25 protein-coding genes are annotated in these 25,101 nt (G+C 61.9%); 14 read left to right on the forward strand and 11 right to left on the reverse strand.

Annotated elements, in window-relative coordinates; all coding sequences use genetic code 11:
- Window positions 1-28: 28 nt before the first annotated feature.
- Both CAF80_RS16145 and CAF80_RS16150 read right to left on the reverse strand, forming a co-directional pair.
- Window positions 29-1,756, reverse strand: a complete 1,728-nt coding sequence (locus CAF80_RS16145) for a ShlB/FhaC/HecB family hemolysin secretion/activation protein (protein ID WP_074689175.1) — start codon at window positions 1,754-1,756, stop codon at window positions 29-31.
- Window positions 1,757-1,861: 105 nt separating this feature from the next.
- Window positions 1,862-2,995, reverse strand: a complete 1,134-nt coding sequence (locus CAF80_RS16150) for an MFS transporter (RefSeq protein WP_074689177.1) — start codon at window positions 2,993-2,995, stop codon at window positions 1,862-1,864.
- Window positions 2,996-3,092: 97 nt separating this feature from the next.
- On the opposite strand from CAF80_RS16150, the gene CAF80_RS16155 reads away from it, so the two are divergent.
- The 3 genes from CAF80_RS16155 to CAF80_RS16165 all read left to right on the forward strand — a co-directional run bounded on the left by CAF80_RS16155 (window position 3,093) and on the right by CAF80_RS16165 (window position 6,665).
- A complete protein-coding gene (locus CAF80_RS16155) occupies window positions 3,093-3,857 on the forward strand; it encodes a helix-turn-helix transcriptional regulator (RefSeq protein WP_074689179.1) in 765 nt (254 codons plus the stop codon).
- A 97-nt stretch (window positions 3,858-3,954) separates the two neighbouring features.
- Window positions 3,955-5,076: an HlyD family secretion protein gene (locus tag CAF80_RS16160; protein ID WP_074689181.1), complete on the forward strand. Its 1,122-nt coding sequence runs from the start codon at window positions 3,955-3,957 to the stop codon at window positions 5,074-5,076.
- Complete coding sequence (locus tag CAF80_RS16165; RefSeq protein WP_074689183.1) at window positions 5,073-6,665, forward strand: DHA2 family efflux MFS transporter permease subunit; 1,593 nt, start codon at window positions 5,073-5,075, stop codon at window positions 6,663-6,665. The genes CAF80_RS16160 and CAF80_RS16165 overlap by 4 nt, the downstream gene beginning before the upstream one ends.
- Before the next feature lie 4 nt (window positions 6,666-6,669).
- Here the strand turns inward: CAF80_RS16165 and CAF80_RS16170 are convergent, their stop codons facing one another.
- On the reverse strand, window positions 6,670-7,110 hold the full coding sequence (locus tag CAF80_RS16170) for a carboxymuconolactone decarboxylase family protein (RefSeq protein ID WP_007955895.1): 441 nt from the start codon (window positions 7,108-7,110) through the stop codon (window positions 6,670-6,672).
- A 240-nt stretch (window positions 7,111-7,350) separates the two neighbouring features.
- Here CAF80_RS16170 and CAF80_RS16175 point away from each other — a divergent pair, with 240 nt between their 5' ends.
- The 4 genes from CAF80_RS16175 to CAF80_RS16190 all read left to right on the forward strand — a co-directional run bounded on the left by CAF80_RS16175 (window position 7,351) and on the right by CAF80_RS16190 (window position 11,713).
- The gene (locus tag CAF80_RS16175) at window positions 7,351-7,857 is read left to right on the forward strand and encodes a sigma-70 family RNA polymerase sigma factor (RefSeq protein WP_085613166.1); all 507 of its coding nucleotides are present in this window, start codon (window positions 7,351-7,353) and stop codon (window positions 7,855-7,857) included.
- Window positions 7,857-8,816, forward strand: coding sequence for a FecR domain-containing protein (locus CAF80_RS16180; RefSeq protein ID WP_039770287.1), 960 nt, complete (start codon window positions 7,857-7,859; stop codon window positions 8,814-8,816). The genes CAF80_RS16175 and CAF80_RS16180 overlap by 1 nt, the downstream gene beginning before the upstream one ends.
- A 99-nt stretch (window positions 8,817-8,915) precedes the next feature.
- On the forward strand, window positions 8,916-11,345 hold the full coding sequence (locus tag CAF80_RS16185) for a TonB-dependent receptor (RefSeq protein WP_085667465.1): 2,430 nt from the start codon (window positions 8,916-8,918) through the stop codon (window positions 11,343-11,345).
- A 77-nt stretch (window positions 11,346-11,422) separates the two neighbouring features.
- Window positions 11,423-11,713 carry a hypothetical protein gene (locus CAF80_RS16190; protein ID WP_074689191.1) on the forward strand — a complete coding sequence of 97 codons (291 nt, stop codon included), beginning with the start codon at window positions 11,423-11,425 and terminating at the stop codon, window positions 11,711-11,713.
- 60 nt (window positions 11,714-11,773) lie between these two features.
- On the opposite strand, the gene CAF80_RS16195 is transcribed toward CAF80_RS16190, so the two are convergent.
- The 3 genes from CAF80_RS16195 to CAF80_RS16205 form a co-directional block, all read right to left on the reverse strand.
- A complete protein-coding gene (locus tag CAF80_RS16195; protein WP_085667464.1) occupies window positions 11,774-13,345 on the reverse strand; it encodes a GGDEF domain-containing protein in 1,572 nt (523 codons plus the stop codon).
- Between the two features lie 187 nt (window positions 13,346-13,532).
- Window positions 13,533-14,306: an aldolase gene (locus tag CAF80_RS16200; RefSeq protein ID WP_085667463.1), complete on the reverse strand. Its 774-nt coding sequence runs from the start codon at window positions 14,304-14,306 to the stop codon at window positions 13,533-13,535.
- Between the two features lie 12 nt (window positions 14,307-14,318).
- Window positions 14,319-15,026 carry a haloacid dehalogenase type II gene (locus CAF80_RS16205; protein ID WP_039770295.1) on the reverse strand — a complete coding sequence of 236 codons (708 nt, stop codon included), beginning with the start codon at window positions 15,024-15,026 and terminating at the stop codon, window positions 14,319-14,321.
- 109 nt (window positions 15,027-15,135) lie between these two features.
- Between CAF80_RS16205 and CAF80_RS16210 the strand changes: the two genes are divergently transcribed.
- Window positions 15,136-15,993, forward strand: coding sequence for a LysR substrate-binding domain-containing protein (locus CAF80_RS16210; RefSeq protein WP_039770296.1), 858 nt, complete (start codon window positions 15,136-15,138; stop codon window positions 15,991-15,993).
- Between the two features lie 21 nt (window positions 15,994-16,014).
- Here the strand turns inward: CAF80_RS16210 and CAF80_RS16215 are convergent, their stop codons facing one another.
- The 3 genes from CAF80_RS16215 to CAF80_RS16225 all read right to left on the reverse strand — a co-directional run bounded on the left by CAF80_RS16215 (window position 16,015) and on the right by CAF80_RS16225 (window position 18,032).
- Complete coding sequence (locus CAF80_RS16215; RefSeq protein ID WP_371855537.1) at window positions 16,015-16,503, reverse strand: hypothetical protein; 489 nt, start codon at window positions 16,501-16,503, stop codon at window positions 16,015-16,017.
- A 138-nt stretch (window positions 16,504-16,641) separates the two neighbouring features.
- The gene (locus CAF80_RS16220; RefSeq protein WP_237233729.1) at window positions 16,642-17,235 is read right to left on the reverse strand and encodes a hypothetical protein; all 594 of its coding nucleotides are present in this window, start codon (window positions 17,233-17,235) and stop codon (window positions 16,642-16,644) included.
- 137 nt (window positions 17,236-17,372) lie between these two features.
- Window positions 17,373-18,032, reverse strand: a complete 660-nt coding sequence (locus CAF80_RS16225) for a ribonuclease T2 (RefSeq protein ID WP_074689200.1) — start codon at window positions 18,030-18,032, stop codon at window positions 17,373-17,375.
- A 165-nt stretch (window positions 18,033-18,197) separates the two neighbouring features.
- On the opposite strand from CAF80_RS16225, the gene CAF80_RS16230 reads away from it, so the two are divergent.
- The 6 genes from CAF80_RS16230 (at window position 18,198) to CAF80_RS16255 (ending at window position 23,505) form a co-directional block, all read left to right on the forward strand.
- Window positions 18,198-18,680, forward strand: a complete 483-nt coding sequence (locus tag CAF80_RS16230) for a hypothetical protein (RefSeq protein WP_064598036.1) — start codon at window positions 18,198-18,200, stop codon at window positions 18,678-18,680.
- A gap of 95 nt (window positions 18,681-18,775) precedes the next feature.
- A complete protein-coding gene (locus tag CAF80_RS16235; protein ID WP_074689202.1) occupies window positions 18,776-20,479 on the forward strand; it encodes a copper resistance system multicopper oxidase in 1,704 nt (567 codons plus the stop codon).
- A gap of 11 nt (window positions 20,480-20,490) precedes the next feature.
- Window positions 20,491-21,381 (forward strand): copper resistance protein B, encoded by an 891-nt coding sequence (locus CAF80_RS16240; protein ID WP_085667462.1) that lies wholly within the window; start codon window positions 20,491-20,493, stop codon window positions 21,379-21,381.
- Window positions 21,382-21,412: 31 nt separating this feature from the next.
- A complete protein-coding gene (copC, locus tag CAF80_RS16245; protein ID WP_011335143.1) occupies window positions 21,413-21,787 on the forward strand; it encodes a copper homeostasis periplasmic binding protein CopC in 375 nt (124 codons plus the stop codon).
- Window positions 21,788-21,790: 3 nt separating this feature from the next.
- On the forward strand, window positions 21,791-22,654 hold the full coding sequence (gene copD / locus CAF80_RS16250) for a copper homeostasis membrane protein CopD (RefSeq protein WP_074689206.1): 864 nt from the start codon (window positions 21,791-21,793) through the stop codon (window positions 22,652-22,654).
- A 59-nt stretch (window positions 22,655-22,713) separates the two neighbouring features.
- On the forward strand, window positions 22,714-23,505 hold the full coding sequence (locus CAF80_RS16255; RefSeq protein WP_170844902.1) for a transporter substrate-binding domain-containing protein: 792 nt from the start codon (window positions 22,714-22,716) through the stop codon (window positions 23,503-23,505).
- 3 nt (window positions 23,506-23,508) lie between these two features.
- On the opposite strand, the gene CAF80_RS16260 is transcribed toward CAF80_RS16255, so the two are convergent.
- Together CAF80_RS16260 and CAF80_RS16265 are read right to left on the reverse strand one after the other, a co-directional pair.
- Window positions 23,509-23,718, reverse strand: a complete 210-nt coding sequence (locus tag CAF80_RS16260; RefSeq protein WP_074689210.1) for a hypothetical protein — start codon at window positions 23,716-23,718, stop codon at window positions 23,509-23,511.
- Between the two features lie 152 nt (window positions 23,719-23,870).
- Entirely contained in the window at window positions 23,871-24,230 is a 360-nt protein-coding gene (locus tag CAF80_RS16265; protein WP_007955862.1) for a DUF6124 family protein, read from the reverse strand.
- Between the last annotated feature and the right edge of the window lie 871 nt (window positions 24,231-25,101).

Genomic DNA, 25,101 nt, shown 5'->3' on the forward strand with positions numbered 1-25,101 from the left:
AGGTCCGATGGCTGTTGTTCACTGACGTTCATATCTGTAATCCGACCCGCATCAGCCAGGTTTCAGGCTCGCGGTGCAGGCCGGTCGGGGTGTTGAGGCTGCGCTGGTAATCGACATCCACTTGCAGGTTTTTCCAGCCCAGGTTGAGGCCGATGCTGGCGCCGCTCAGACGTTGAACCGAAGCACCGTGATCGGCCTTGATCCAGCCGTGGTCGAGGCCGACGCGCGGGGTGAGCTGCATCGGCAGATCGCTGCGCAACGGCAGGCGCAAGGTGTTGCGCCAGATCGCGCCGCTGGCGCCGGACGCACTGCTGATCCGATAACCGCGCACGGCGGAATCGTCGGTGCCGAGCAGTTGTTCGATCGCCGGCAGCGGATCCGGGCTGTATTGCACATTGAGTTGGCTCTGCCATTGCCAGGCTTGCGCGCCGAGCTGGCCGTTACGCCACTGGCTGAGGCCGGCGCGGTACTTGCGAAATTGCGCCTTGGGTAGGTTGTTGACCTGGCGATCGGCATCGTCATCGGCGCCCAGCCAGCGCAAACCCTGGGCGTAATTGACGTCGAGGTTCCACACCGCGCGGTCGAGCCAGAACAGATTGAGCCCGGCCTCGGCCACGGTCAGGGTCGGGCTCTGGATGCCGAGGCGGACGCTTTCCAGATAGCTGTCGACATCCTTGTGCGCCAGTTGCAGGTTGGCACTGAGCTGATGGCTCTGGTCGCGCCACAACACCCGGTCGGCGCGCAGGTAGAGTTGATCGGTGATGCCGGTGCTGTTCAGGGTCGCCGTGCTGAGTTTGAACGGCGCGCGGTATTCGGCGTGGCTGGCGAAGGTGCTGAACGTCCAGTAACCGTAGGGAATCGCGTAATAGAGGCTGACGTTGCGGCTGTAGCGGTCGCCCTGATTGAGGGTGTCGCTGGCGCTGAGGCTCAACAGATCGTTGAGTTCGAGCGGACTGTCGAGGGTCAGGCTCAGCGTGTCGCGATCACGACCGGTGCTGGCGCTGCCGAGGTTGTCCACGCCCAGGCCCAAGCTCCAGCGCGACTGCCCCGAGGTACGTGAACGCAGGATGATTTTCGACGCCCCGGGCTGACTGCCGGGGGCGATGTCGGCGGTCAGATCGAGCGAGCGCAGACGGTTCAACTGATCCAGCCCCTGCTCCAGATCCCGCAGGTTCAGCGGTTTGCCGAGCATGCCAGGGAACGCCCCGCCGAGTGACACCGGCAGGCTTTGGTCCGCCAGTTCGATGGACTCGATGTAACCTTCGTCGATCAGGATATCCAGCGATTGCCCCGCTGCCGGCGCGCTGCTCAGGTACGGCCGGCTGGCGATGTAGCCCTTCTCCACGTACAGCGCGGTGATGGTCGCCAGCAGATGGTTGATCTGGCCGACGCCCATGCACGGCGCCAGCAGCGGTTTGATCCGGGCGTTGAGCTTGTCTTTGTCGATCAGCGTGACGCCGCCGATGCGCGTCCCGCTCAAGGGCCAGCAGCGCTCATCGGGTTTGATCGATTCAGGAATGGCCGGATTGGCCGGCGCCGGGCCGAACGCGCCGCGCTCCAGCTGCCGCGTGCGCTGTTCGAGTTGCAGCTGTTGCAGATCGCGCTGTTGCAGCTGTTGCTGGCGCAGCACTTCCTGGCCAGGGGCTGAAACTTCGGCGGCGAGAACGCCGGGCGCACACGCACTCAACAACAAGGCCGACGCCAGCGGGCGCGGCAGGAAACGACTACGAGAAACAGCGCGAAGCGAATACGGCACTCAACATCCTTGCAATCAACTGGCGTAATGCCACCCCATCAATTGCGGTGATAGTCAGAGCCTTCCTACACAAATGCAAGACGCTTCCTACGCTGCTTACATTTCTTAAACAAATGCCCTTTTAGCGCGGATCGCCAGCGATAACGCCAGCAAGTTGCAGATCATCAGGGTTTCCCCGAGGGCCTGAGACCAGGCTGCCAACATCAATCCCCCGCCGATCAACAGGTAGTAAAACAGCCCCAGCAACGCGCCGGCGGTACCCAAGCGATCCGTGTAATTGCTCAAGGCTGCTCCCAGAATGTTCGGAATCGCCATGCCGAACGCCAGTACCACCAGCAGCATCGGCAGCACGAACCAGATGTGCGCCTGCAACAGCCACACGCAGATGCCACCGAGCAAACCGGTGACGGCCGCAAGGCGAATCAACTGCAGCGGACTGCAGCCGATGCGCAGCAAGCATTTGTTGAGCCATGCTCCAAAACCTGAGGCCAACGCGAGCATCACGCCGCTGTAGCCGAACGCTGAACTGCTCAGCCCAAGCCGCTCGAACAGAAACGGTCCGAGGCTGTAATAGCTGAACAACGCAACGTTGAACGTTGCGATCCACAAAGCCGAACGCCAGATGCCGGGATCGCGCAGCATGTCGCCCATGGTTGCAAACAGACTAATGGAGGTGAGTTGTGGAGCACGGGTTTCCGGCAAGACGCGCCAGCTCCAGAGCCACAAGGCCGACGCCAGTAGCAACAACGCAGCAAGCACGCCGCGATAACCAAAGCCCTGAACCAGACTCGCCCCGCTGAACAAACCGATGGCTGGGCTGGCCGCCAGCGCCATGCCTGCCAGAGAAAAGACCTGGGCCAGTTCGCTCCCGCGAAAACGATCGCGCAACAACGTCTGGGTCACCACCGAGCCAACCGCAGCGCCGAATGCCGCCAGTGCCTGGGCCATCAACAAGCCGTTGAAACTGCGAACGCTCAAACCGAGTACGCAGGCAAAAACATAAATCGCCAGACCGGCGAGCATCGAGGGCCGGCGGCCGATCCGGTCGCACACCCGCCCCCACGTCACCACACCCAACGCGAACGCCAGGAAGTACACCGACAGGGTTTGCGCCGCCGCTTGCGGGCCGACATCAAATGCCCGGCCGATATCCCCCAGCGCCGGGCTGAACAAGGTCTGGGCGATCTGCGGGAACATCAGCAGTGCAATCGCCAACATCAACAACTTTCTTTGGTCCATCACCAAGACTCCTCAACAAAAACGCCGGGGAGTTTAAAAAACGGTGGCTGACGTATTATCCGAATCCTGACAATTTATCGTTGAAATCGGACAAACCATGGCCTGGCTCGAAGCCCACGATCGTTTTGACCCTGATCGCTTCCCGGCGCCGGTGATCGGCATCGCCTCTACTCTCGGCGATCACGACTCCGGCCTGCATCGGCATCAGCGCGGGCAACTGCTCTACACCCGACAGGGCTGCACCCGCATCACCCTGGCGCAGCAGTTGTGCCTGCTGCCGCCGTCGCGGGCGGCGTGGATTCCCGGTGGCGTCACGCATCGGGCGGTGATGCAGCAAAGTGTCGATTACCGCTCCATCTACCTGACGCCCGAGTTGTGCTGTGAGCTGCCGCAACAGGTTTGCGTGATTGAGGTCAGCCCGTTGCTGCGCGCGGTGCTGGAACCGATGGCGATTGCCGATTTCGCCACCGATTGGCAGCAAGGCAAATTTGTCCATTTGCTGGGGCTGTGCCTGAGTGAAATCCGTGATGCGGCGCAGCAACCGATGCTCCTGCCCCTGCCGGAAGACAAGCGCCTGGCGCTCCTGCTGGCACAACCCGAGCGACTGCCACCAGAACTGCAAGTGCTTGAGCAACAGATCGGCGCCAGCAGCCGCACCATCGGCCGGATCTTCCAGCGCGAAACCGGCATGAGCTATCAGCAATGGCGCCAACAGTGGCGGCTGATGCGCGCGATGGAATTGCTCGCCACCGGGCGCAACCTCGGCTACTGCGCGTTTGAACTGGACTTCGCCAGCGACAGCGCATTCATTGCGTTCTTCAAATCCATGACCGGCAGCACACCCGGCGCCTGGCTCAAGTAAGCAACTGACGATCGGCGACAAAAATCAATTGCCACAAAATATTACTCGCGTCATATTACGGTCGTAATAGCCATTCCGCTTTCTCAGGTATTACGCCATGACCAGCATGCCCACCGTAGAACCCGATCTCGCCGTTCCGGTCAGCGCTCCCAAACCGACCCTGCTCAAACGCCTGCTGTTGCCCGCTGCTGGCTTGGCCGCGTTAGTGTTGGCCGGGTTGTACGCCGTGCATTGGTGGGGCACGGGGCGATTTCTCGAGGAAACCGACGATGCCTACATCGGCGGCGACGTCACGGTGATCGGACCGAAAGTCGCCGGTTACATCGAGGAAGTGCTGGTCAGCGACAACCAGAAGGTGAAGGCCGGCGACGTGCTGATCCGCCTCGATGCCCGCGACTACCGCGCCAATCTGGCCAAGGCTGAAGGCGCGGTCGCCGCCGAAGAAGCGTTGCTGGCCAACCTCGACGCCACCGAACAATTGCAGCAAGCGGTGATCGGTCAGGCCCGCGCCGGGATCGATGCCGCCAGCGCCGAAACCGCCCGTTCGCGGGACGACAATGCGCGCTACAAACGCCTGGTGACCACCAATGCAGTCTCGGTGGAAAGCGCGCAACGGGCCGACGCCACCTTCAAGACCGCGCAAGCCTTGAGCGCCAAAGCCCAGGCCGAATTGCTGGCCGCGCAACGCCAGCTCACCGTGATCGAAACCCAGAAACAACAGGCCCGCGCCGCCCTCCAGCAAGCCCGGGCCGAGCGTGATCTGGCGCAACTCAACCTCGGCTACACCGAACTGCGCGCTCCGGTTGACGGCGTGATCGGCAATCGCCGCGCGCGGGTCGGCGCTTATGCGCAGGCCGGTTCGCAGCAGTTGTCGGTGGTGCCGGCCAGCGGCCTGTGGGTCGATGCGAACTTCAAGGAAGACCAACTGGCGCGGATGAAACCCGGCCAGCGTGTGAGCATCCGCGCCGACGTGTTGTCCGGCCAGGAATTCCACGGTCGCCTCGACAGCCTCGCCCCGGCCACCGGTTCGCAGTTCAGTGTGCTGCCGCCGGAAAACGCCACCGGCAACTTCACCAAAATCGTCCAGCGCGTGCCGGTGCGGATCCTGCTCGACCCGGCCGACGGCGTGCTCGGCCACCTGCGTCCGGGACTGTCGGTGACGGCTGAAGTCGACACCCGCGCCCAACCTGAAACCACGGCTGTGGCCAGCGCGCCATGAGCACCGCCCTCACCGCCGCCGCGCAGCCATTCAACGCCGCCGAGATGGCAACGGCGACCAAGGTGTTCGCCTTCGCCACGATGTGCATCGGCATGTTCATCGCGCTGCTGGATATCCAGATCGTCTCGGCCTCGCTGCGCGATATCGGCGGCGGGTTGTCCGCCGGCACCGATGAAACGGCGTGGGTGCAGACCAGTTACCTGATCGCCGAAATCATCGTGATCCCATTGTCGGGTTGGCTGTCGCGGGTGTTTTCGACGCGCTGGCTGTTCTGCGCTTCGGCGGTCGGTTTCACCCTCGCCAGCCTGCTCTGCGGCATCGCCTGGAACATCCAGAGCATGATCGCCTTTCGCGCGCTGCAAGGGTTTCTCGGCGGGTCGATGATTCCGCTGGTGTTCACCACGGCGTTCTTTTTCTTCACCGGCAAACAGCGGGTAATCGCCGCTGCCACCATCGGCGCCGTGGCTTCGCTGGCGCCAACATTAGGCCCAGTGATCGGCGGCTGGATCACCGACATTTCGTCCTGGCACTGGCTGTTCTACATCAATCTGGTGCCGGGAATTTTCGTCGCCGTGGCGGTGCCGATGCTGGTGAAGATCGACCAGCCGGAACTGTCGCTGCTCAAGGGCGCGGACTATTTGAGCATGGTGTTTCTGGCGCTGTTTCTCGGTTGCCTGGAATACACCCTCGAGGAAGGCCCGCGCTGGAACTGGTTCAGCGACCAGACCATCCTGACCACCGCATGGATCAGTGGCCTCGCGGGGCTGGCCTTCATCGGCCGCACGCTGCACGTGGCCAATCCGATCGTCGACCTGCGCGCGCTCAAGGATCGCAACTTCGCCCTCGGCTGTTTCTTTTCCTTCGTCACTGGCATCGGCCTGTTCGCGACGATTTACCTGACGCCGCTGTTTCTCGGCCGGGTGCGCGGCTACGGGGCACTGGACATTGGTCTGGCGGTTTTCTCCACCGGGGTGTTCCAGATCATGGCGATTCCGCTGTACGCCTTTCTGGCCAATCGCATCGATCTGCGCTGGATCATGATGGCAGGCCTGGCGTTGTTCGCCTTGTCGATGTGGGAATTCAGTCCGATCACCCATGACTGGGGCGCCGGAGAATTGCTGCTGCCGCAAGCCCTGCGCGGGATTGCCCAGCAACTGGCGGTGCCGCCAGCAGTAACGTTGACGTTGGGTGGCCTGGCACCGGCGCGGCTCAAGCATGCGTCGGGCCTGTTCAACCTGATGCGCAATCTGGGCGGTGCAATCGGGATTGCTGCGTGCGCGACCATTCTCAATGACCGTACCAACCTGCACTTCACGCGGTTGGCGGAGCATCTGAACAGCAGCAACGAAGCGGTGAATCAGTGGCTGGCCCAGGTCGGCGGCAACTTTGCCGCGCTGGGTCAGAGCGGCGATGTCGGCCTCACCGCCAGCCTGCGTCAGCTATGGCTGCTGACCTACCGTGAAGCGCAGACGCAAACCTACGGCGACACGTTCCTGCTGATCATGGTGTGCTTCGGCATCGCCACGGCGATGGTGCCCTTGATGCGCAAGGTGCAACCACCGGCCGCGCCGAGTGCCGATGCACATTGATCGATCAGGCTTGCGGGGTTTTACGGAAGCCCACGGCCAGACGGTTCCAGCTGTTGATGGTGCTGATCGCGACACTCAGGTCGACCATTTCCTTGGGCGAGAACTGCGCAGCGACCACTTCGTAGTCTTCGTCCGGGGCGTGGGTCAGGCTCAGTTGGGTCAGGGTTTCGGTCCACAGCAGCGCGGCGCGTTCACGTTCGGTGAAGAACGGCGCTTCACGCCACGCGGTCACGGCGAACAGCCGGCGCGGGGTTTCGCCGCCCTTGATCGCGTCGGCGGTGTGCATGTCGATGCAGAACGCACAGCCATTGATCTGCGAGGCGCGCAGCTTGACCAGTTCGATCAGGGTCTTTTCCAGCGGCAATTTCGAGACGGCGGTTTCCAGGGCGATCATCGCTTTCAGGGCATCGGGGGACGCGGTGTAGAAATCGATACGAGGTTTCATCGGGGATCTCCGGGGCAAGTGAATGTGGGGCTACGTTAGTCCCGGCGCCCGGACCGGCAAATAGCCAATCTCCCGGAAGATGGGTAGGCCACTGCGCGGGTGTCAGAAAAGAAAGTGTGAATGGGCAATTGCCAGCACTCGTTGCGCGCCACTAGAATGCGATCAATTCTTAATTGCACCCTAATCGCACTCTCGATTGCATCTCTGGCAACGGACGCCCGAAACGAGTACCTGCCCTCCATGTCGTCCCTCGATCAGCCGTTGAATCAGCAAGTCCAGACGCTCTACAGCGAACACCACGGGTGGCTGCAGGGCTGGCTGCAGCGCAAGTTGGGCAACCGCTGCGAGGCGGCCGATCTGGCGCACGATACCTTTTTGCGCCTGCTCACCCGGCAGGTGATCAAGCCGCTGGGCAACGAGCCCCGGGCGCTGCTGACGCACATCGCCAAAGGCCTGATGATCGACCGCTGGCGGCGTCAGGACCTGGAGCGCGCGTACCTGGAAACCATCGCGCACCTGCCCGCCGCCGAAGTGCCGTCGCCGGAAACCCGCTACCTGATTCTCGAAACCCTGTGGCGCATCGAAGCGCTGCTGCGCGAACTGCCGGAGCAAACCCGCGAGACCTTCCTGCTGTCGCAGATCGAAGGCCTGACCTACGCGCAGATCGCCACGCGCCTGAATGTTTCGCTGATCACCGTCAAACGGCACATGCGTGCCGCGTTCATTGCCTGCCTGAGTGTCGCCTGATGAATTCGTCGATGATCAATCCGCAGATTCTCGGCGAAGCCGCCGACTGGCTGGTGCAACTGCATTCCGGCACCGCGACCCCGTCCGACCATCAGGCCATCGCCCAGTGGCGCACCCGCAGCGCCGAGCACGCCATCGCCTGGCAACGGGCCGAAGCCCTGCTGGGGGACTTGCGCAGCGTGCCGGCCAACGTCGCGATCCAGACCTTGAAACGCGCCTCGCGCAAAGAAGGCCTGAGCCGCCGCCAGACCCTCACCCGCCTCGGCTTGCTGTTGATGGCCGGGCCGCTGGGCATCGCTTCGCAGCATGTGCCGTGGCAGCAATGGACCGCCGACCAGCGCACCGCCGTCGGCGAGCAGAAGAACCTGCAATTGCCGGACGGCACCCAACTGGTGCTCAACACCGACAGCGCCGTGGACATCGCTTTCAGCCCGGTGGAGCGTCGCGTCCTGCTGCTCAACGGCGAAGTGCTGATCAACACCGCCGCAGACGCCAGCGCCCGTCCGTTCATTGTCGAAACCCCGCAAGGCGTGGCCCGCGCACTGGGCACGCGATTCTGCGTGCGCACCGAGGGTTCGCGCAGCCAAGTGTCGGTGCTCGAAGGCCAGGTTCAGATCACCCCGCAACTGCTCAAGCACAGTGCGATTCTTCAGGCGGGCGAGCGCCAGCGCTTCAAGCTCAACAGCTTCGACAGCGCCGAAACCTTCGACACCGCATCCCTGGCCTGGGACAAAGGCATGCTGCTGGCCAGCAACATGCGTCTGGACGAATTGCTCGGCGAGCTGAGCCGCTATCGCCGGGGCGTACTGCGCTGTCATCCGGACGTCGCGGCGATGCGCGTGTCCGGGGCGTTTTCCCTGCGCGACACCGACGCCAGCCTGCGTTTGCTCAGCGATACCCTGCCACTGAACATCAACAGCCTGACCCGTTATTGGCTGTCGGTGGAGCCCCGTGTCTGAGCCCTCGGAAAATAATTTCAATGTTCACTGATACCTTTTCGTTTCTCGTCCGGTGAGTGGATAGACCTTCCCATTCCACGCCCCCGACAGGAACACCGAATGACCGCAATGCCATCGCCCCGCCCCGCCACGTTTGCGCTCAAGGCCCTGAACCTGAGCCTGGCCCTGGCCTTCAGCGCGCTGCTGCCGACCGCCGCCCACGCCGCCGACAGCGTCAGTGAAAGCGCCAGCCGCAGCGTCAACATCGGTCCCGGCCTGCTCAGCCATGTGCTGGCGCAATTTGCGGTCAGCGTCGGCGTGCCGCTGTCGTTCGATCCGGCGCAACTGGGCAATCGCCAGAGCCCCGGCCTGCAAGGCAGCTACACCGCACAGAGCGGTTTTGCCCGGTTGCTGGAAGGCAGCGGTTTCGAGCTGATCAGCACCGGCCACAACGGTTACACCGTGGCCCCGAAAGTCGCGGCGGACGGCGCGCTGGAACTGGGCGCCACCAACGTCAGCGCCCTGCGCGACGACAGCGGTGATACCTACGGCGGCGAACAGGTCGCGCGCCGCGCGCAGATCGGCATGCTCGGCAACCAGGAGGTCAACGACCTGCCCTTCAGCGTCACCAGCTATACCGCCAAGACCATGGCCGATCAGCAGGCCCAGACCGTCGGCGATGTGTTGCTCAACGATGCTTCGGTGCGCCAGTCCAACGGCTTCGGCAACTTCTCGCAGATGTTCATGATCCGCGGCCTGCCGCTGGCCTCCGATGACATTTCCTATAACGGCCTCTATGGCGTGCTGCCCCGGCAGATCATCGCCGTCGAAGCGCTGGACCGGGTCGAACTGTTCAAGGGCCCGAATGCATTCGTCAACGGCGTGACCCCGAGCGGCAGCGGCATCGGTGGCGGGATCAACCTGCAACCCAAACGCGCGATGGACACGCCGACCCGCAGTGTCACCCTCGATTACAGCGCCGACGGTCGGGTCGGCGGGCATCTGGATCTGGGCCAGCGCTTTGGCGAGGACAACCGCTTCGGCGCGCGGGTCAACCTGATGCAGCGCGAAGGCGACACCGCCGTCGATGACGAAGACCAGCGCTCGTCGCTGTTCAGCGTCGGCCTGGACTATCGCGGCGATCGCCTGCGGGTCTCGACCGATTTTGGCTATCAGAAGCAGGTCATCAACCAGGGCCGCTCGGTGGTCTATGTCGATTCGAGCCTGACCAAAGCCCCCAAGGTGCCGCACGCCAACGCCAGCTATGCCCAGAGCTGGAGCTATTCGCAACTCGAAGACACCTTCGGCATGGCCCGCGCCGAGTACGACCTGAACGACAACTGGACGGCCTACGTGTCCGGCGGCGCCAAGCACACCCGCGAGAACGGGGTTTACTCGTCGCTGACCGTTACCGACCTGAACGGCAGCGCCCGTGGCGGCATGCTCTATTCACCCCACGACGAAGACAACCAGAGTGCCATGGCCGGGCTCAACGGCCGTTTCGACACCGGCCCCGTCACGCACCAGTTGAACCTCGGCTGGGCGGGCATCTGGGGCGAGCAGCGCTCGGCGTTCGAAACCATCGGCACCGCCGGGCGCTACAGCACCAACCTGTACAACGTCACCGACAAGCCGCGCCCGGCGCCCACCTCGTTCGCCAGCGACATCAGCGACCCGCGCATCACCGGCAAGAACACCCTGCGCAGCGAGGCGATTTCCGACACCCTCGGCTTCGTCGATGACCGCATCCTGCTGACCCTCGGCGTGCGTCGCCAAGAATTGAAAGTCGACGGCTGGAGCACCGCCACCGGCGCCCGCACCTCAAGTTATGAAGAGTCGATTACTACCCCGGTCTACGGCCTGGTGATCAAGCCGTGGGAACACGTGTCGTTCTACGCCAACCGTATCGAAGGCCTGGCCAAGGGCCCAACCCCGCCGACCACAGCAATCAACCGCGACGAAACCTTCGCCCCGGTGCGCAGCAAACAGATCGAAGCCGGCGTGCGGCTGGACATGGGCAGCTACGGCGCCAACCTCGGCGTCTATCGCATCGAGCAACCGTCGAGCTACACCCAGGACGGGATCTTCCGGGTCGACGGCCAGCAGACCAACAAAGGCGTGGAACTCAACGTCTACGGCGAACCGCTCGACGGTCTGCGCCTGCTCAGCGGCGCAACCGTGATGAAGACTGAACTGGAAGGCAGCAGCAACGGCGTGAATGACGGCAACCGTGCCGTCGGGGTGCCGCGCTTCCAGTTCAACCTCGGCGCCGACTGGGACATTCCGGGGCTCGAAGGCGCGGCCCTCAGCGCGCGGATGTTGCGCACCGGCGGTCAATACCTGAACGCGGCCAATACCCAGAGCATTCCGGCGTGGAACCGTTTCGACCTGGGCACGCGCTATGCCTTCAAACTGGATGAAAAGCAGATCACGCTGCGGGCCAATCTGGAGAACGTCGCCAACGAAGCCTATTGGGCCTCGGCCAACGGCGGTTACCTGACCCAGGGCACGCCGCGTACGCTGAAGGTGTCGGCCACCGTGGACTTCTGACCGCTCGTCATCCGGCCGGCACCAAGGGTTCGGCGCGTTTGACCAATATCAGGTAATCCCCTTTCTGGAGACAGACCATGATGACGCGCAAACTCACCTCGCTGTTGTTGATCGGCCTGCTGGCCACAGGCTCAGCCGCAACATTCGCCGCCAACGACGGCGCCGATGCCACGGGCACCAAATCCGGCTCGACCAATGGCTCGCCGATGCCACCGGACAATACGCCGGGCGCGCCGTCCGGCGGCAGCGGCGCGGGGGGCGGCACCGGCACCAATGGCGGCGCCAGCGGTTCGGGTTCGGGAGCAGGCGGGGGCACTGGTTCGGCCGGTGGCGGCACGGGCGGTGCCGGCGGTGGCACTGGCGGCTGAACGAACAAGAGCAGGCCGTGGTGAACGCCTTGGCCTGTGTCTGAACCCTATCGTTTTTTGTCAGCGATCCGAACGTAGCAATTCGCCGAAACCGACGTCCATCGACAACACGGCCGCACGATTGCGGCCGGCGTTTTTGGCCTGATACAGCGCCGCATCGGCGCGCTGGATGAACAGCTCCGGGCTGTCGTTGCCCAGCGGAATAAACGAGTAGCAGCCCAGACTCACCGTCAGATAACCGGTGGGCGAACCGCTGTGGGTGATGTGCTTGTCCATGACGCTGCGGCGGATCTGCCCGGCAATCGCCAGCGCGCCGTTGATGTCGGTGTCCGGCAGCAACACCGCGAACTCTTCCCCGCCATAGCGCACCGCCAGATCGGACTTGCGCTGGCAGCAGTTCTTCACCACCTGCGCGACCTGCGTCAGGCAATGGTCGCCGGCCACGTGGCCGTAGGCATCGTTGTAGCTTTTGAAGAAATCGATATCGAGCATGATCAGGCTCACCGGGCTCGACTGCCGCGCGCCCCGGGCAAACTCCACCTCCAGCGAGCGCTCGAACAGACGCCGGTTGGCCAGCCCGGTCAGGCTGTCGTGGGTGGCGATCTGCTCCAGCGTCCGCTGGGCCTTGCGCAGGTTTTTCTCGATCCGCTCGCCATCGCGCACCTGATGAATGAACACCCAGCCGAACAGCCCCACGCCGAGCATCACCAGCGCCACGATGACGCTGGACTGGAACGCCCGGTCATACCAGCCCTGGAGGATCGTGTCCCGGGACGAAGACGCCGCGACCACCAACGGGTAGCTTTCCAGCTGCCGGTAACCATAAAGACGGGTGACACCGTCGACCACCGAATCGATCATCGCGGTGCCGGCGGCTGCATTGGGCAGCAACTTCTGGTAGATCTCGCCCTTGGCCAGCGAGGTGCCGATCAGGCTCTCGTCGAACGGCCGCCGGGCGAGCAAGGTGCCGTCGGTCAGGCCGAGGAACATGGTGCCGTTGTCGTCCAGGCTGAAGCTTTTGAAGAACCGGTCGAAGTAGGACATCTTGATCCCGGCCAGCAGCACGCCCTGAAAATTGCCGGCGTGGTCGTTGACCCGTTTCGAGATCGGGATGATCCACTCGCCGTTCTCGCGGCTGCGGATCGCCGGGCCGATGTGCGCCACGGCCGAGACGTTCTGCTGGTGAAACTTGAAGTACTCGCGATCGGCCACGCCATTGCCGCGTGGCAGATCCGCGAACGAGGTAATCACCCACTGCCCTTCGCGGTCGAACAGGAACATGCCGTGCAACTGCTCCAGTTGCTGCACCCGCCGCGCGAGGGTTTTCTGCAAGCGCGGCTTCTGCTCCGCGCCATAGCCATCGTCCTGAACCCAGTCGACCAGGCTGGTCAGCACCAGATCCGCTGCCAGAAAAGTGTCTTCGGCCTGCTGCGCCATGGCCCGGGTCAGGTTGGCCGACGACACCTGTGCGTTGGCCAGATCCTGGCGCCGCGACTGTTCGATCTGCAAATACAACAGACCGGACAGGCTCAGACACACAGCCACGATGAACAACACCGCCGCCTTGCGCAGGGGCAAACGCTTGAGGGTGCCGCCGGGGGCCTGGTGCGGATCGTGAATGGGGATAGGCAAAAGCGTGTCCTGGGCAGGTACGACAGGGGCAAAAGCCCGAAACCCTTGTTCTTGTGAGCGTAGCCCACCGGGTTGTGTGGGGCAACCAAGTGCCACCGAGACAATCCCGACCCTGTTGCTATCGGCGCGCAGCGCAATTGGATGACCTGCGACGCGAATTATTTTTGCCTGTCCGTTTTCCTCGCTTTTACCCCCGCCTCGCCAACCGCCGCATCGCGCTGTACAGATGCGCCCGCGCACTTTCCGGATCGCCCTCACGCATCTGCTCGTAGGCCCGTTGCGCAATCGCGTGCGGCACCGGTTTCAAGACCCGTTGCGTGGCCATCGCCAGCAGTTGCACCTGCGCGGCACGCTCCAGGTAATACAGATCGTCCCAGGCTTCGGCGATGGTCGGCGCCCCAACGATCACCCCATGATTCTTCAGAAACAGAATGTCGGCCTCGCCCATGACCCCGGCAATCCGGTCGCCTTCACGCTCATCCAGCGCCAGCCCGTTGTAATGCTCGTCCACCGCCGTGCGCCCGTAGAACTTCAGCGCGGTCTGGCTCAGCCACAACAGTGGCGGCCCCTCCAGCAGGCACAACGCCGTCGCGTTCGGCATGTGCGTATGGAATGCGACCTTCACCCGTGGCAATCGCTGATGCAGGCGCGCATGAATATAGAAAGCAGTGGCCTCCGGTTGGCCCTCGCCGTCCACCACGTTGCCGGCGAAGTCGCAGATCAGCAGGTTGTGCGCGGTCACTTCGGAAAACGCATGGCCGTACGGATTGACCAGAAACAGGTCAGCGTGTCCCGGCAACATCGCCGAAAAGTGATTGCAGATCCCCTCCTCCAGCCCGTGCAGCGCCGCCAGTTGAAAGCACGCCGCCAGTTCTTTGCGAGCGGTGATGATGGCTTCGCTGTCGAGGTTCAACGAGGCGTAACGCGCGGGTCGGGCGCTGCCGGTCAGGGTATGGGCCATGGCGAAACTCCTTTACGACCAGCCAAGGGACGAGAACAGCGGCAGCACTTCGTCCAGCGTGTTGAGGATCGCGTCGGGCCGATAGTCCGGCAGCAACTGCCGACCGGTGCCCCGGTCGATCCAGACGCAACGAAAATGCATGTCGCGGGCCGCCGTGTGGTCGAGCATCGGGCTGGCGCAGATGTGCACCACCTGATTGCGGCTGACGCCCAATTGCTCATGAGCGTAGTCGAACAGCCGCGGCGCCGGTTTGTAGGCACCGGCCTGTTGCGCGGTGATCACCCGGTCGATATGGCCGCCGAGTTGAGCGACGTTGCCGGCGATGATGTCGTCATCGGTGTTGGAGACGATGCACAGCTTGAAACCCTTGGCCTTGAGCTGCGCGAGGGTCTCGACGACTTCGGGGAACGGTGGCATCTGCGGGATCGCGGTGGCCAGGCGCTGACTGTCTTCGCTGGCACTCGCCAGCCCCAGCTCCTCCAGGGCCAGTTGCAGGCCGAGGGTGCTCAGCTCGCGAAACGAGCGGTGCGGCGGCGTCTGTTCCAGGCGATGTTCGTGGCGGTCGTAGACCTCGATCAGGCGCCCGGCATCGACCCGGTGTTCGCCCTTCTCGCTCAGGATCCGCTCAGCCACGGCGCGCAGGCCTTCGTCCCATTGAATCAAGGTGCCGTAGCAATCGAATGTCAGCCATTGCGGGCGCGGTGTGTTGATCAAGGTCATGGGGAATTCCTCTGCAAGTGAGGGCTTCAGCTTATGAACTCGGGGTGATAGTGTGAAATTAAATAAATAGCCGACTGTCAGTTGCCAAACAAATATCGAGGCCGCCGCCATGCTGGATCTGGAACTGCTGAAAACCTTCGTCTGCGTGGTCGATGAAGGCAGCTTCACCCGCGCCGCCGAACGCGTCCACCGCACCCAGTCCACGGTCAGCCAACAGGTGCGCAAACTGGAAGACCTGGTCGGTCACGCCCTGCTGTTGCGCGACCGCACCGGGTTGAACGTCAGCGTCACCGAGCACGGCGAACTGCTGATCCACTACGCCCGTCGATTACTGGCCTTGTCGGCCGAGGCCAGCGAAGCCCTGGCCAGCGATCTGGATCTGGAAATCCTGCGCATCGGCATGCCGGAAGACTTCGACGCCCGACGCATGGCGCTGATCCTCGCCGGCTTCACCCGCAGCCACCCGCAAGCGCGACTGGAAACCGTCAGCGGCATGAGCCTCGACCTGCGCCAACGCCTCGACAGCGGCGAAATCGACATCGCCCTGATCAAACGCGAACCCGACAGCGGCACGGCCTGGGCGACCTGGCCGGAACGACTGGTTTGGGTCAAGGGTGCTGAGTTCGACTCATCCAGTGCCGTGTTACCGCTGGCGCTGTTTCCCCAGGGCTGCCTGTACCGACAACGGGCGATCCGCCTGCTCGACGTGGCGCAACGCCCATGGCGTGTGGCCTTCGGCAGCCACAGCCTGACCGGCATTCAGGCGGCGGTCGCCTCCGGGCTCGGGGTTTCGGTGCTGCCGGCGTCGGCGGTGTTGCCGGAGCATCGGGTGTGCACGGACTTGCCGCCGCTGCCACCGACGGAACTGGCGCTGGTCAGTCGCGAGGGGGTGTTGAGTGGATTGCAGCGGGGTTTGGTGGAGTTTCTGCGGGGGGAATTGGGGGTGGATGCGGGGGGATTTGCTTGATCCCCCCAAATGGCGCTGAGCTCAGGGCTTGTTGACTTCGCGCAGCAGGTCTGCGACCGGGAGGTTCATGGTGTTTGAGTAGTAGGGTTTGTAGCCGTAAGCGGTGACGACGACTTTGCAGGGGATTTGTTGTTTGCCAGAGAGGAGTTGGTTCAGTTCGGCCGCTGACAGATTTCTGTCCGTACTTCTATCGCTAGAGGTTTCGATCAAAAACGCGCTGGTCAGATAGGAAAATCCCGTTTTGTTCGCCTGCCCCTTGTCCGAGGTAATCAAACCGAGGGCAGAAAACTGCATTGATTTATCAACCGCAAAGTCTTCGTCGTCTCCCAAGGCGCACTCAAGAGTACCCGACGCCATTCCTTTACGTTCACCTCGGTCAAAAAGATCCAGAACATCCACGTCCGATTGATACCGAACGTCGTAGAGCGTTCGTTCTCTTGCGACAGACACGAAGCTCAAATTTGCCGGAGGTTTTACATGATCCTTTGCACACCCGGAGCAGATGACCATAAATATGCATAGAAGAAATTTGTACCTCACGAGAAATCTCCATGATCGATTCAAGCAGCAAGTCGCTGGCCGATTTACTGCCTACTTCTCTGGTGGAAAATCGCCCTGACCCAAGTATGTTCCCTTTTAGCAATGAGCTCAGAACTTGTTACCTTCGCGCAGCAGGTCTGCGACCGGGAGGTTCATGGTGTTTGAGTAGTAGGGTTTGTAGCCCCAGGCGGTAATGACGACTTTGCAGGGGACCTGGAGCTTTCCGGACAACAGGCCATTCAACTCCTGAATTGAAAGAAATTCCTGAGTTGAACCGTTATTTACGGTTTGCCTTAAAGTTGCACTCGTCACGTAGTTGTATTTCCCGCCGGCTTTGTTCGTCTCATCTACATCAATCAGTCCGTACGCCGAATATCTGAATCGGTTAGTGATAGAAAAGTCCTGATCGTCACCCAGTGCACACTCCAACATTGTCGAAGCGGCGCCTTCCCTCATTCCTCTCCCAAACAGATCCAAAAGGTTTACATCAGAGGCGTAGTAAATTTCGTAATACAGGCTGCTGGGTTTTCTCTCTATAGTCAGAAAATTGAGATTTGCAGGCTGGACCGTATGGTTTTTAGCGCAAGCTGAACACAAGATGGTCAATAGAAGAAGCAATAAGGTTTTCTTACCGCTGGTGCCATGTCCCGGCAATGGGCAGGCGGTCGGGTCGGTCACTCGGGCAGCGGGTTTTCCGCTCATGAAAAGCTCCTTGCGGTGTCGCGTCATCATCCATTGGCGCGCAAGCATGAACAAAGTCGCGGCGTTGTTCAAACCCGCATGCAAAAAAACAGGCGCCTGAAGAGGCGCCTGTTTTCCATGGACGGTAACTGCTCCGGTCAACGCGACGGCGGCACTCGAATATCCCCCGCCCGGCACTGGGTTTTCACACCCTTGCCGCAGGCGCCGAATTGCAGGTCCTTGCCCATGCACACGCGCACTTCCGAGAGTTCCGGGCCGTTGCAAATGACGGCGATGCCGTCTGACGGGATGCCCGGATTGCTCCTGCGGAACAGGTCGGCAATTTCCTGCGCTTCGAAGTAATAAGAGCTACTGAACGGTTGCAGCTCTTCCGGGATTTTCACCGCGCCCACCGCTTTGTCCGCTTCGTCCAGATAGCCCATCGCGCCGAGGCCGCTGCAGGTGCCGTGTTTGCTCCATTCGTGATCGAGCAGTTTTTTGGTCGGGAACAGCGTCAGGCCTTTGGCCGTTTCGGCGGCCGACAGGTTGGTCAGCGGTGGGCAGGATTGCGGCCAGCCGCCCTTGGCGTATTGCGGCCACAGGCCATGCAGGACAAAACCGTAACCCTTGCCGGTGCATTGAGGGTCGCTCTTGTGGGTCAGGCAAAAGGTCGGCGACCAGGACAACGCCAGCAGGTAGTAATCGAACACCCCCGCCACCGATTCCGCCTTGCTGGCAGACGACTGGCGCGCCGAACTCAGGCCGATGCTACCGACCGTCAGCGCAATCAGCGCCATAATTGTAAAAAGCTTTTTCATGTTCCCGTTCCTTGGGACGCGTGCGTCCGTGGTTTCTGTGGTCTGACCATCACTTGGCCAGACGCTGATTGAGTCATGCCCGTGTTGCAGGCGCATGACGCAGGGCAAAACGTGCATTACTTTGAAAGGACTACGATGAAGTTGAAATCACCACAGGGAACCGACATGAGTAAAGCAGACGAACTCGCCGCGAAACTCAAACAAACCCGGCACACCCATGCTGACGAAATCACCTGCGCTGAACTGGAGATCGATTGCTGGCCGGCTCAGGTCTACGCCTTGTATCACCGAATCGAAGGCTGGTTGCAACCGGTCACCGAGGTAGGCCTGAAGATTCGGCGCAATCCTACGCATGTTTGCGAATCTTCTTCGGATGGCGAGACCCACGACTACGCCATCGACCAGTTGATCATCGAAGCCAACCACCACAGCCTGACGTTCGACCCCATCGCCCGCTTCACCGAAGACGGCGCAGGGCGAGTGCAAATCGTCCTGCCGGGGCGCGAAGCATCGCTGCTGCGCACGGTCGATGAGCACGGTGAAAGCCATTGGTGGTTGCAGACGCTCGAAACCGGGCAACAGCTGGATGCGATTGCGTTGACGGAAAACAACCTGCTGCTGGTGGTCCAGGAAGGTCTCGGTTTGTAGGTTGAACCTGACACAACTGTAATCCGCCCCTCAGCCTGCTGAAAGCTGCCGCTGGTTAGCCTCCCCGTCATTGGTCAAACGGGGACTTCCAGCGCATGCCTTCCACCACCTCAAGACGCACCTTCGTCAAAGGCCTCGCCGCCGGCGGTCTGCTCGGCGGCCTCGGCCTGTGGCGCACGCCGGTCTGGGCCTTGAACAGCCCTGGCCAGGTGAACGAGTTAAGCGGCACCGACTTCGAGCTGTTCATCGGCGAAACCCCGGTCAACTTCACCGGCCAGCCCCGCACCGCCCTGACCATCAACGGCAGTCTGCCCGGCCCGCTGCTGCGCTGGCGCGAAGGCGACACCGTGACGCTGCGGGTGCGCAACCGGCTCAATACAGACACATCGATCCACTGGCACGGCATTCTGCTGCCGGCCAACATGGACGGCGTGCCGGGCCTGAGTTTCAAGGGCATCGAGCCGGGTGGCGTGTACGTCTACCAGTTCAAGGTTCGCCAGCACGGCACCTACTGGTATCACAGCCATTCCGGCTTGCAGGAGCAGGCCGGGGTCTACGGGCCGTTGGTGATCGACGCCCGGGAACCGGAGCCGTTCGACTACGACCGCGACTACGTGGTGATGCTCAGCGACTGGTCCGACGAAGACCCGGCCAGCCTGATGAAGACCCTGAAAAAACAGTCCGACTACTACAACTTCCACAGGCGCACCGTCGGCGATTTCATCCACGACGTCGGCGAAAAAGGCTGGGGCGCCACCGTCGCCGATCGCACGATGTGGGCGCAGATGAAGATGAACCCCACCGATATCGCCGACGTCAGCGGCGCCACGTACACCTTCCTGATGAACGGCCACGCCCCGGATAACAACTGGACCGGCCTGTTCCGCCCCGGCGAAAAATTGCGTCTGCGGCTGATCAACGGCTCGGCCATGAGCTACTTCGACGTGCGCATTCCCGGATTGAAAATGACCGTGGTCGCCGCCGACGGCCTGCACGTCAAACCGGTCAGCGTCGACGAATTGCGCATCGCCGTGGCGGAAACCTATGACGTGATCGTCGAACCCGCCGCCGACGCCTACACCCTGTTCGCCCAGGCCATGGACCGCACCGGTTACGCCCGAGGCACCCTCGCCGCCCGCGCCGGTTTGTCGGCCCCGGTGCCGGCGCTGGACCCGCGACCGCTGGTGACCATGGACGACATGGGTATGGGTGGAATGGATCATGGCTCCATGGACATGAGCGCCATGGATCACTCAAGCATGAACATGGGCCCGATGCAGTCGCACCCCGACAGCGAAAAGGACAACCCGCTGGTGGACATGCAAGCCATGACCACCGCGCCGAAACTCGACGACCCCGGCCTCGGCCTGCGCAACAACGGTCGCCGCGTGCTGACCTACGCCGACCTGCGCAGCACGTTCGAAGACCCGGACGGCCGCGACCCGAGCCGCACCATCGAGTTGCACCTCACCGGCCACATGGAGAAATTCGCCTGGTCGTTCAACGGCATCAAGTTCTCCGACGCCGAGCCGCTGCTGTTGAAGTACGGCGAGCGGATCCGCCTGGTGCTGGTCAACGACACGATGATGACTCACCCCATTCACCTGCACGGCATGTGGAGCGATCTGGAAGACGAAAACGGCAATTTCCAGGTGCGCAAACACACCATCGACATGCCGCCCGGCACCCGTCGCACTTACCGCGTCACCGCCGATGCGCTCGGCCGTTGGGCCTATCACTGCCATCTCCTGTACCACATGGAAATGGGCATGTTCCGCGAAGTGCGGGTGGAAGAATGAGGACGCCGACCATGACTCGATTTGCCGCGTTTTCGTTGTCGCTCCTATCGATGGCTCCGGCATTCGCCGCCAGCGACATGCAGGGCATGGATCACAGCCGGATGGCTGACATGCAAGGCATGGATCACAGTCAAATGACCGGCATGCAAAGCATGGACGACGGCATGATGCAGCCCGCCGCGCCGACCGAAAGCCGCACACCTATCCCGGCGCTGACCGACGCCGACCGCGCCGCCGTGTTCACCAGCCACGCCGGGCATCAGGTCCACGACAGCGCCATCAACACGTACTTCCTCGCCGACAAACTCGAATGGCAAGACGCCGACGACGCCAGCACCCTGGCCTGGGATTTGTCCGGCTGGATCGGCGGCGACATCGATCGGCTGTGGCTGCGCTCCGAGGGCGAACGCAGCAACGGCAAGACCGAAGACGCGGAAATCCAGGCGCTGTGGGGTCACGCGATTTCGCCGTGGTGGGACGTGGTCAGCGGCGTGCGCCAGGACTTCAAACCCGGCGCCCCGCAAACCTGGGCCGCGTTCGGCCTGCAGGGCATGGCGCTGTACAACTTCGAAGCCGAAGCCACGGCGTTCCTCGGCGAAAACGGCCAGAGCGCGATTCGGCTGGAAGGCGACTACGACATCCTGCTGACCAATCGCCTGATCCTGCAGCCGACCGCCGAACTCAACGTCTACGGCAAAAACGACCCGCAACGCGGGATCGGTTCGGGCCTCGCGAACACCGAAGCCGGGCTGCGCCTGCGCTATGAAATCCGCCGCGAATTTGCGCCCTACATCGGCGTGACCTGGAACCGCACCTACGGCCACACCGCCGATTACGCACGGGAAGAAGGCGAGGATCGCAGCGAAGCGCGACTCGTCCTCGGCGTACGGTTGTGGTTCTGAATCCCTTCAAAAAACAACACCGAGGTCTTGCATGCGCACATTAAAAATCTCCCTCGTCCTCGCCAGCGGTTTGCTCCTGAGTACTCTGGCCCAGGCCCATCCGAAACTGCTGTCGTCGACCCCGGCCGAAGGTGCCGACGGCGCGGCACCCGGCAAGATCGAACTGCGGTTTTCGGAGGATCTGCTGACCCAATTCTCCGGAGCCAAACTGGTGATGACCGAAATGCCCGGCATGGCCCACTCGCCCATGCCGATGAAGGCCAAAGTCAGCGCCGGCAGCGACCCGAAAACCATGCTCGTCACCCCGCTCGCACCTCTGCCGGCCGGCACCTACAAGGTCGAATGGCGCGCGGTGTCATCGGACACGCACCCGATCACCGGCAACGTCACATTCAAAGTGAAATGAGTGATGGCTGAACTGATCAACATCCTCCTGCGTCTGGCGTTGTATGTGGATTTGCTGATGTTGTTCGGGCTGGCGTTGTTCGGGCTATACAGCGTTGACGCAGTGCTGCGGTTTCGGCCGATGCTGCGCGGGATGGCGTTGATCGGGGCATTGCTGTCAGTGGCGGGACTGGTGCTGATGACCCGCGCCATGAGTGGTGAAACGGAGTTCGCGGCGCTGTGGCCGCACCTGCAAATGATGGTGCTGGAAACCGACGTCGGGCTGGCGTGGGCGCTGCGGATGATTGCGCTGATCGCCGTGATGATCTGGCCGGGATTGTGGCTGGCATCAATGGCCGGCGCCGTCGCCCTCGCCTCTCTGGCCTGGAGCGGACACGGCGCGATGGATAACGCGTGGCATCTGCTCAGCGACATCCTGCACCTGCTCGCGGCGGGTGCGTGGCTGGGCGCGATGCTCGCGCTGATCTTGATGTCGCGGCTCGACGCACTGTGCAGCGAAGCGCGCATTCGTTCGCTGGCGGATTCCGTCAAACGCTTCGAAGGCGTCGGCGCGGCGATTGTGCTCTTCCTCTCGATTACCGGCGTGGCGAATTACCTGTTCATCGTCGGCCCGACACTGGGCGAAGTCCTGCTCGGCACCTACGGCATTCTGCTGGCGATCAAGGTTGCGTTGTTCGGGGGCATGCTGGTGCTGGCCGCGTTGAACCGCTTCCACCTCGGGCCGTTGCTCGAGCAATCTTTGCGCGCCGGGCAGCATCAAGTGGCGGCCAATGCCTTGCGCCGCAGCGTGGCACTGGAGCTGATGATTGCGCTTCTGATCGTGGGACTGGTGGCGTGGCTGGGCACGTTGAGCCCGGAACCGGGATGACACCCGGCAAACCCATTCACTACACTGGCCCGCACTCCCACTGCACAAGCCAGATCCCCATGACAATTCAAAAAAGCACGATGATCTTTTGCAGCCTGCTGGCCATGGCCGGCGCCGCCCAGGCACAAGAACCGGCCTCGCACCTCGACACCATTCAGCAACAAGGCCAGTTGCGCGTCTGCACCACCGGCGACTACAAGCCCTACACCTTCAAACGCCCGGACGGCGGATTCGAAGGCATCGACATCGCCATGGCGCAAACCCTGGCCGACAGCCTCGGCGTCAAGGTCGAATGGGTGCAGACCACCTGGAAAACCCTGATGCCGGACATGCAGGCCGGCAAATGCGACATCGGCGTCGGCGGCATTTCGGTAACCCTGGAACGCCAGAAAAAAGCTTTCTTCAGCAACACCCTCGACGTCGACGGCAAGATCCCGCTGGTGCGCTGCGCCGACCAGTCCAAATACCAGACCATCGACCAGATCAACCAGCCGAACGTGCGCCTGGTCGAACCCGCCGGCGGCACCAACGAAGCCTTCGTCCACGCCTTCCTGCCCAAGGCGCAACTTGCGTTGCATGACAACGTGACGATCTTCGAACAACTGCTCGACAGCAAGGCCGACGTGATGATCACCGACGCCTCCGAAGCCCTCTACCAGCAGAAACTCAAACCCGGCCTGTGCGCCGTCAACCCGAGCCAGTACATGCAATACGGCGAAAAAGCCTACCTGCTGCCGCGCGACGACATCAGCTGGAAACTCTACGTCGACCAGTGGCTGCACCTGAGCAAAGTCACCGGCAAATACCAGAAAGTCCTGAGCGAATGGATCGCCGTACCAGCAGCTCAGTAACCCTCAATCGTCATGCATCAGGCCGGAGCTGTACTGGTTGAAACTGTTACCGATATTGCTCCCGCCGAACTTCAACGTATTCACGTTCCGCGCCTCCGGCGACTGACAGTCGCTGGAGAAACAACTGGTGGTGGTCAGGCCACCGGAGCCGGAACAGGCGCTTAGAACCGAGATGGTGGCGACGAACAGCAGCGCTTTGAGTGGATTGTTCATGGTGGGTGGCGCTCGGGTGGGGTCGGGAACTTGTAGAGGGATCGTAGGCCTGTGCGGGTGGCGGGAAGATGAAACTTGCGGGGGTTTCAGCGTGGGTTCAGGTTGAACCCACGCCTGACGATCAACCCTCCACCGCAGAGGGTTGCCCGAACCTACTTCGGCTCGACGTTATCCAACGCCTGATTCACCGCCAAAGATCCCAACATCACCAACTGCGCAATGCCGATGGCGGTTTTGCGGTGGGCGGGTTCCAGGGTGGCGGCGAAGTTGTTGAGCATTTCGGAGGCTGATCCCAGGGATTCGCTGGCGTTGGCGAGCAGGGATTCGGTGTCGTAAGCCGGGTTAGCGAAGTACATCGGGTCATGTTGGGTGTGGCTGCCCATGATCCGTTGTTGTGGGGTGAGGTAGTGATCGAGGGCGCGTTCGGCGGCTTCGTTGAGCGTTCGTGAATCGGGGAATTTGTAGGGGGAGACTGGATCGGTTTCTGGTGGGTTGGGTGTTGGTTTGAACATGGATGAATCCTCTAGCGCGATTACCAAAAGGAACCATCACCCTTCGCTACCAAACGTTGGGTGGCGGCCATACGCGGGTTGGTAGACCGGTCGCACTAGAACCCGGCGCCCACGAATGAGCCCCACGCATGACCACCATGAAATCCGAGCCCTGAAAAAGGGCTGCACACGGTGACGCCATGAGTCTAGAACGAAGCGGGCTACCAAACCCGATCACTGGTCTGCAGTGACGTAGAGACGATAAAACCCGCGTGCTAGACGCACAAGCCGGCGGATTCTGTCTTAGGTGTAGGGGGTGGCGCAAGGTGGTGTAGGGTTTGGATGACGAAAGAATGAATCATTTAAACGAGTGAGTTTTTAGGTTTAAAACACTCCCGTTTTTTTGCTTGCAAGACGCCGTCTCTAGCGCGGCGTCTAAGTCTGACCAGTGATGGATTGGGCGTAGTTCCTCGCCTGCACCCCGGCCAACCAAGCTAACCCCGCGAAACGACAACGCTTTGTAGCAATTTCTAAGCATCGCCGACAACGGACACTACCGGTACTATGCTTTTCTTTTTCGAAAGGAGTCGATGCCTTGTCAGACGAATACTCGCTATAGGACGTGCTAGAAGGGATGTACGAGAACCAACTGGGGTCAGTGGCCGCCGATATGGTCTGACTGCTCATGCTGAAAAAGCAAGGTTTGACCGTTACCGGTGACAATGTTCGAGGGGCTTTATGGGCCATTGGTAAGAACACTGGATATATCAAGCAGGGGCTAGGCAGACTGAAGGGTAAGACTGCGCGCTAATTTCCAGAAGCTGGATACTATTTGTGCCCGACACTGAGCATATCTAGGCTCATGGGTATTGCAGGAAGGCGAGACGGGCGA

The organism is Pseudomonas sp. B34(2017), assembly GCF_002112915.1.
In the GTDB taxonomy this organism is placed as follows: domain Bacteria; phylum Pseudomonadota; class Gammaproteobacteria; order Pseudomonadales; family Pseudomonadaceae; genus Aquipseudomonas; species Aquipseudomonas pharyngis.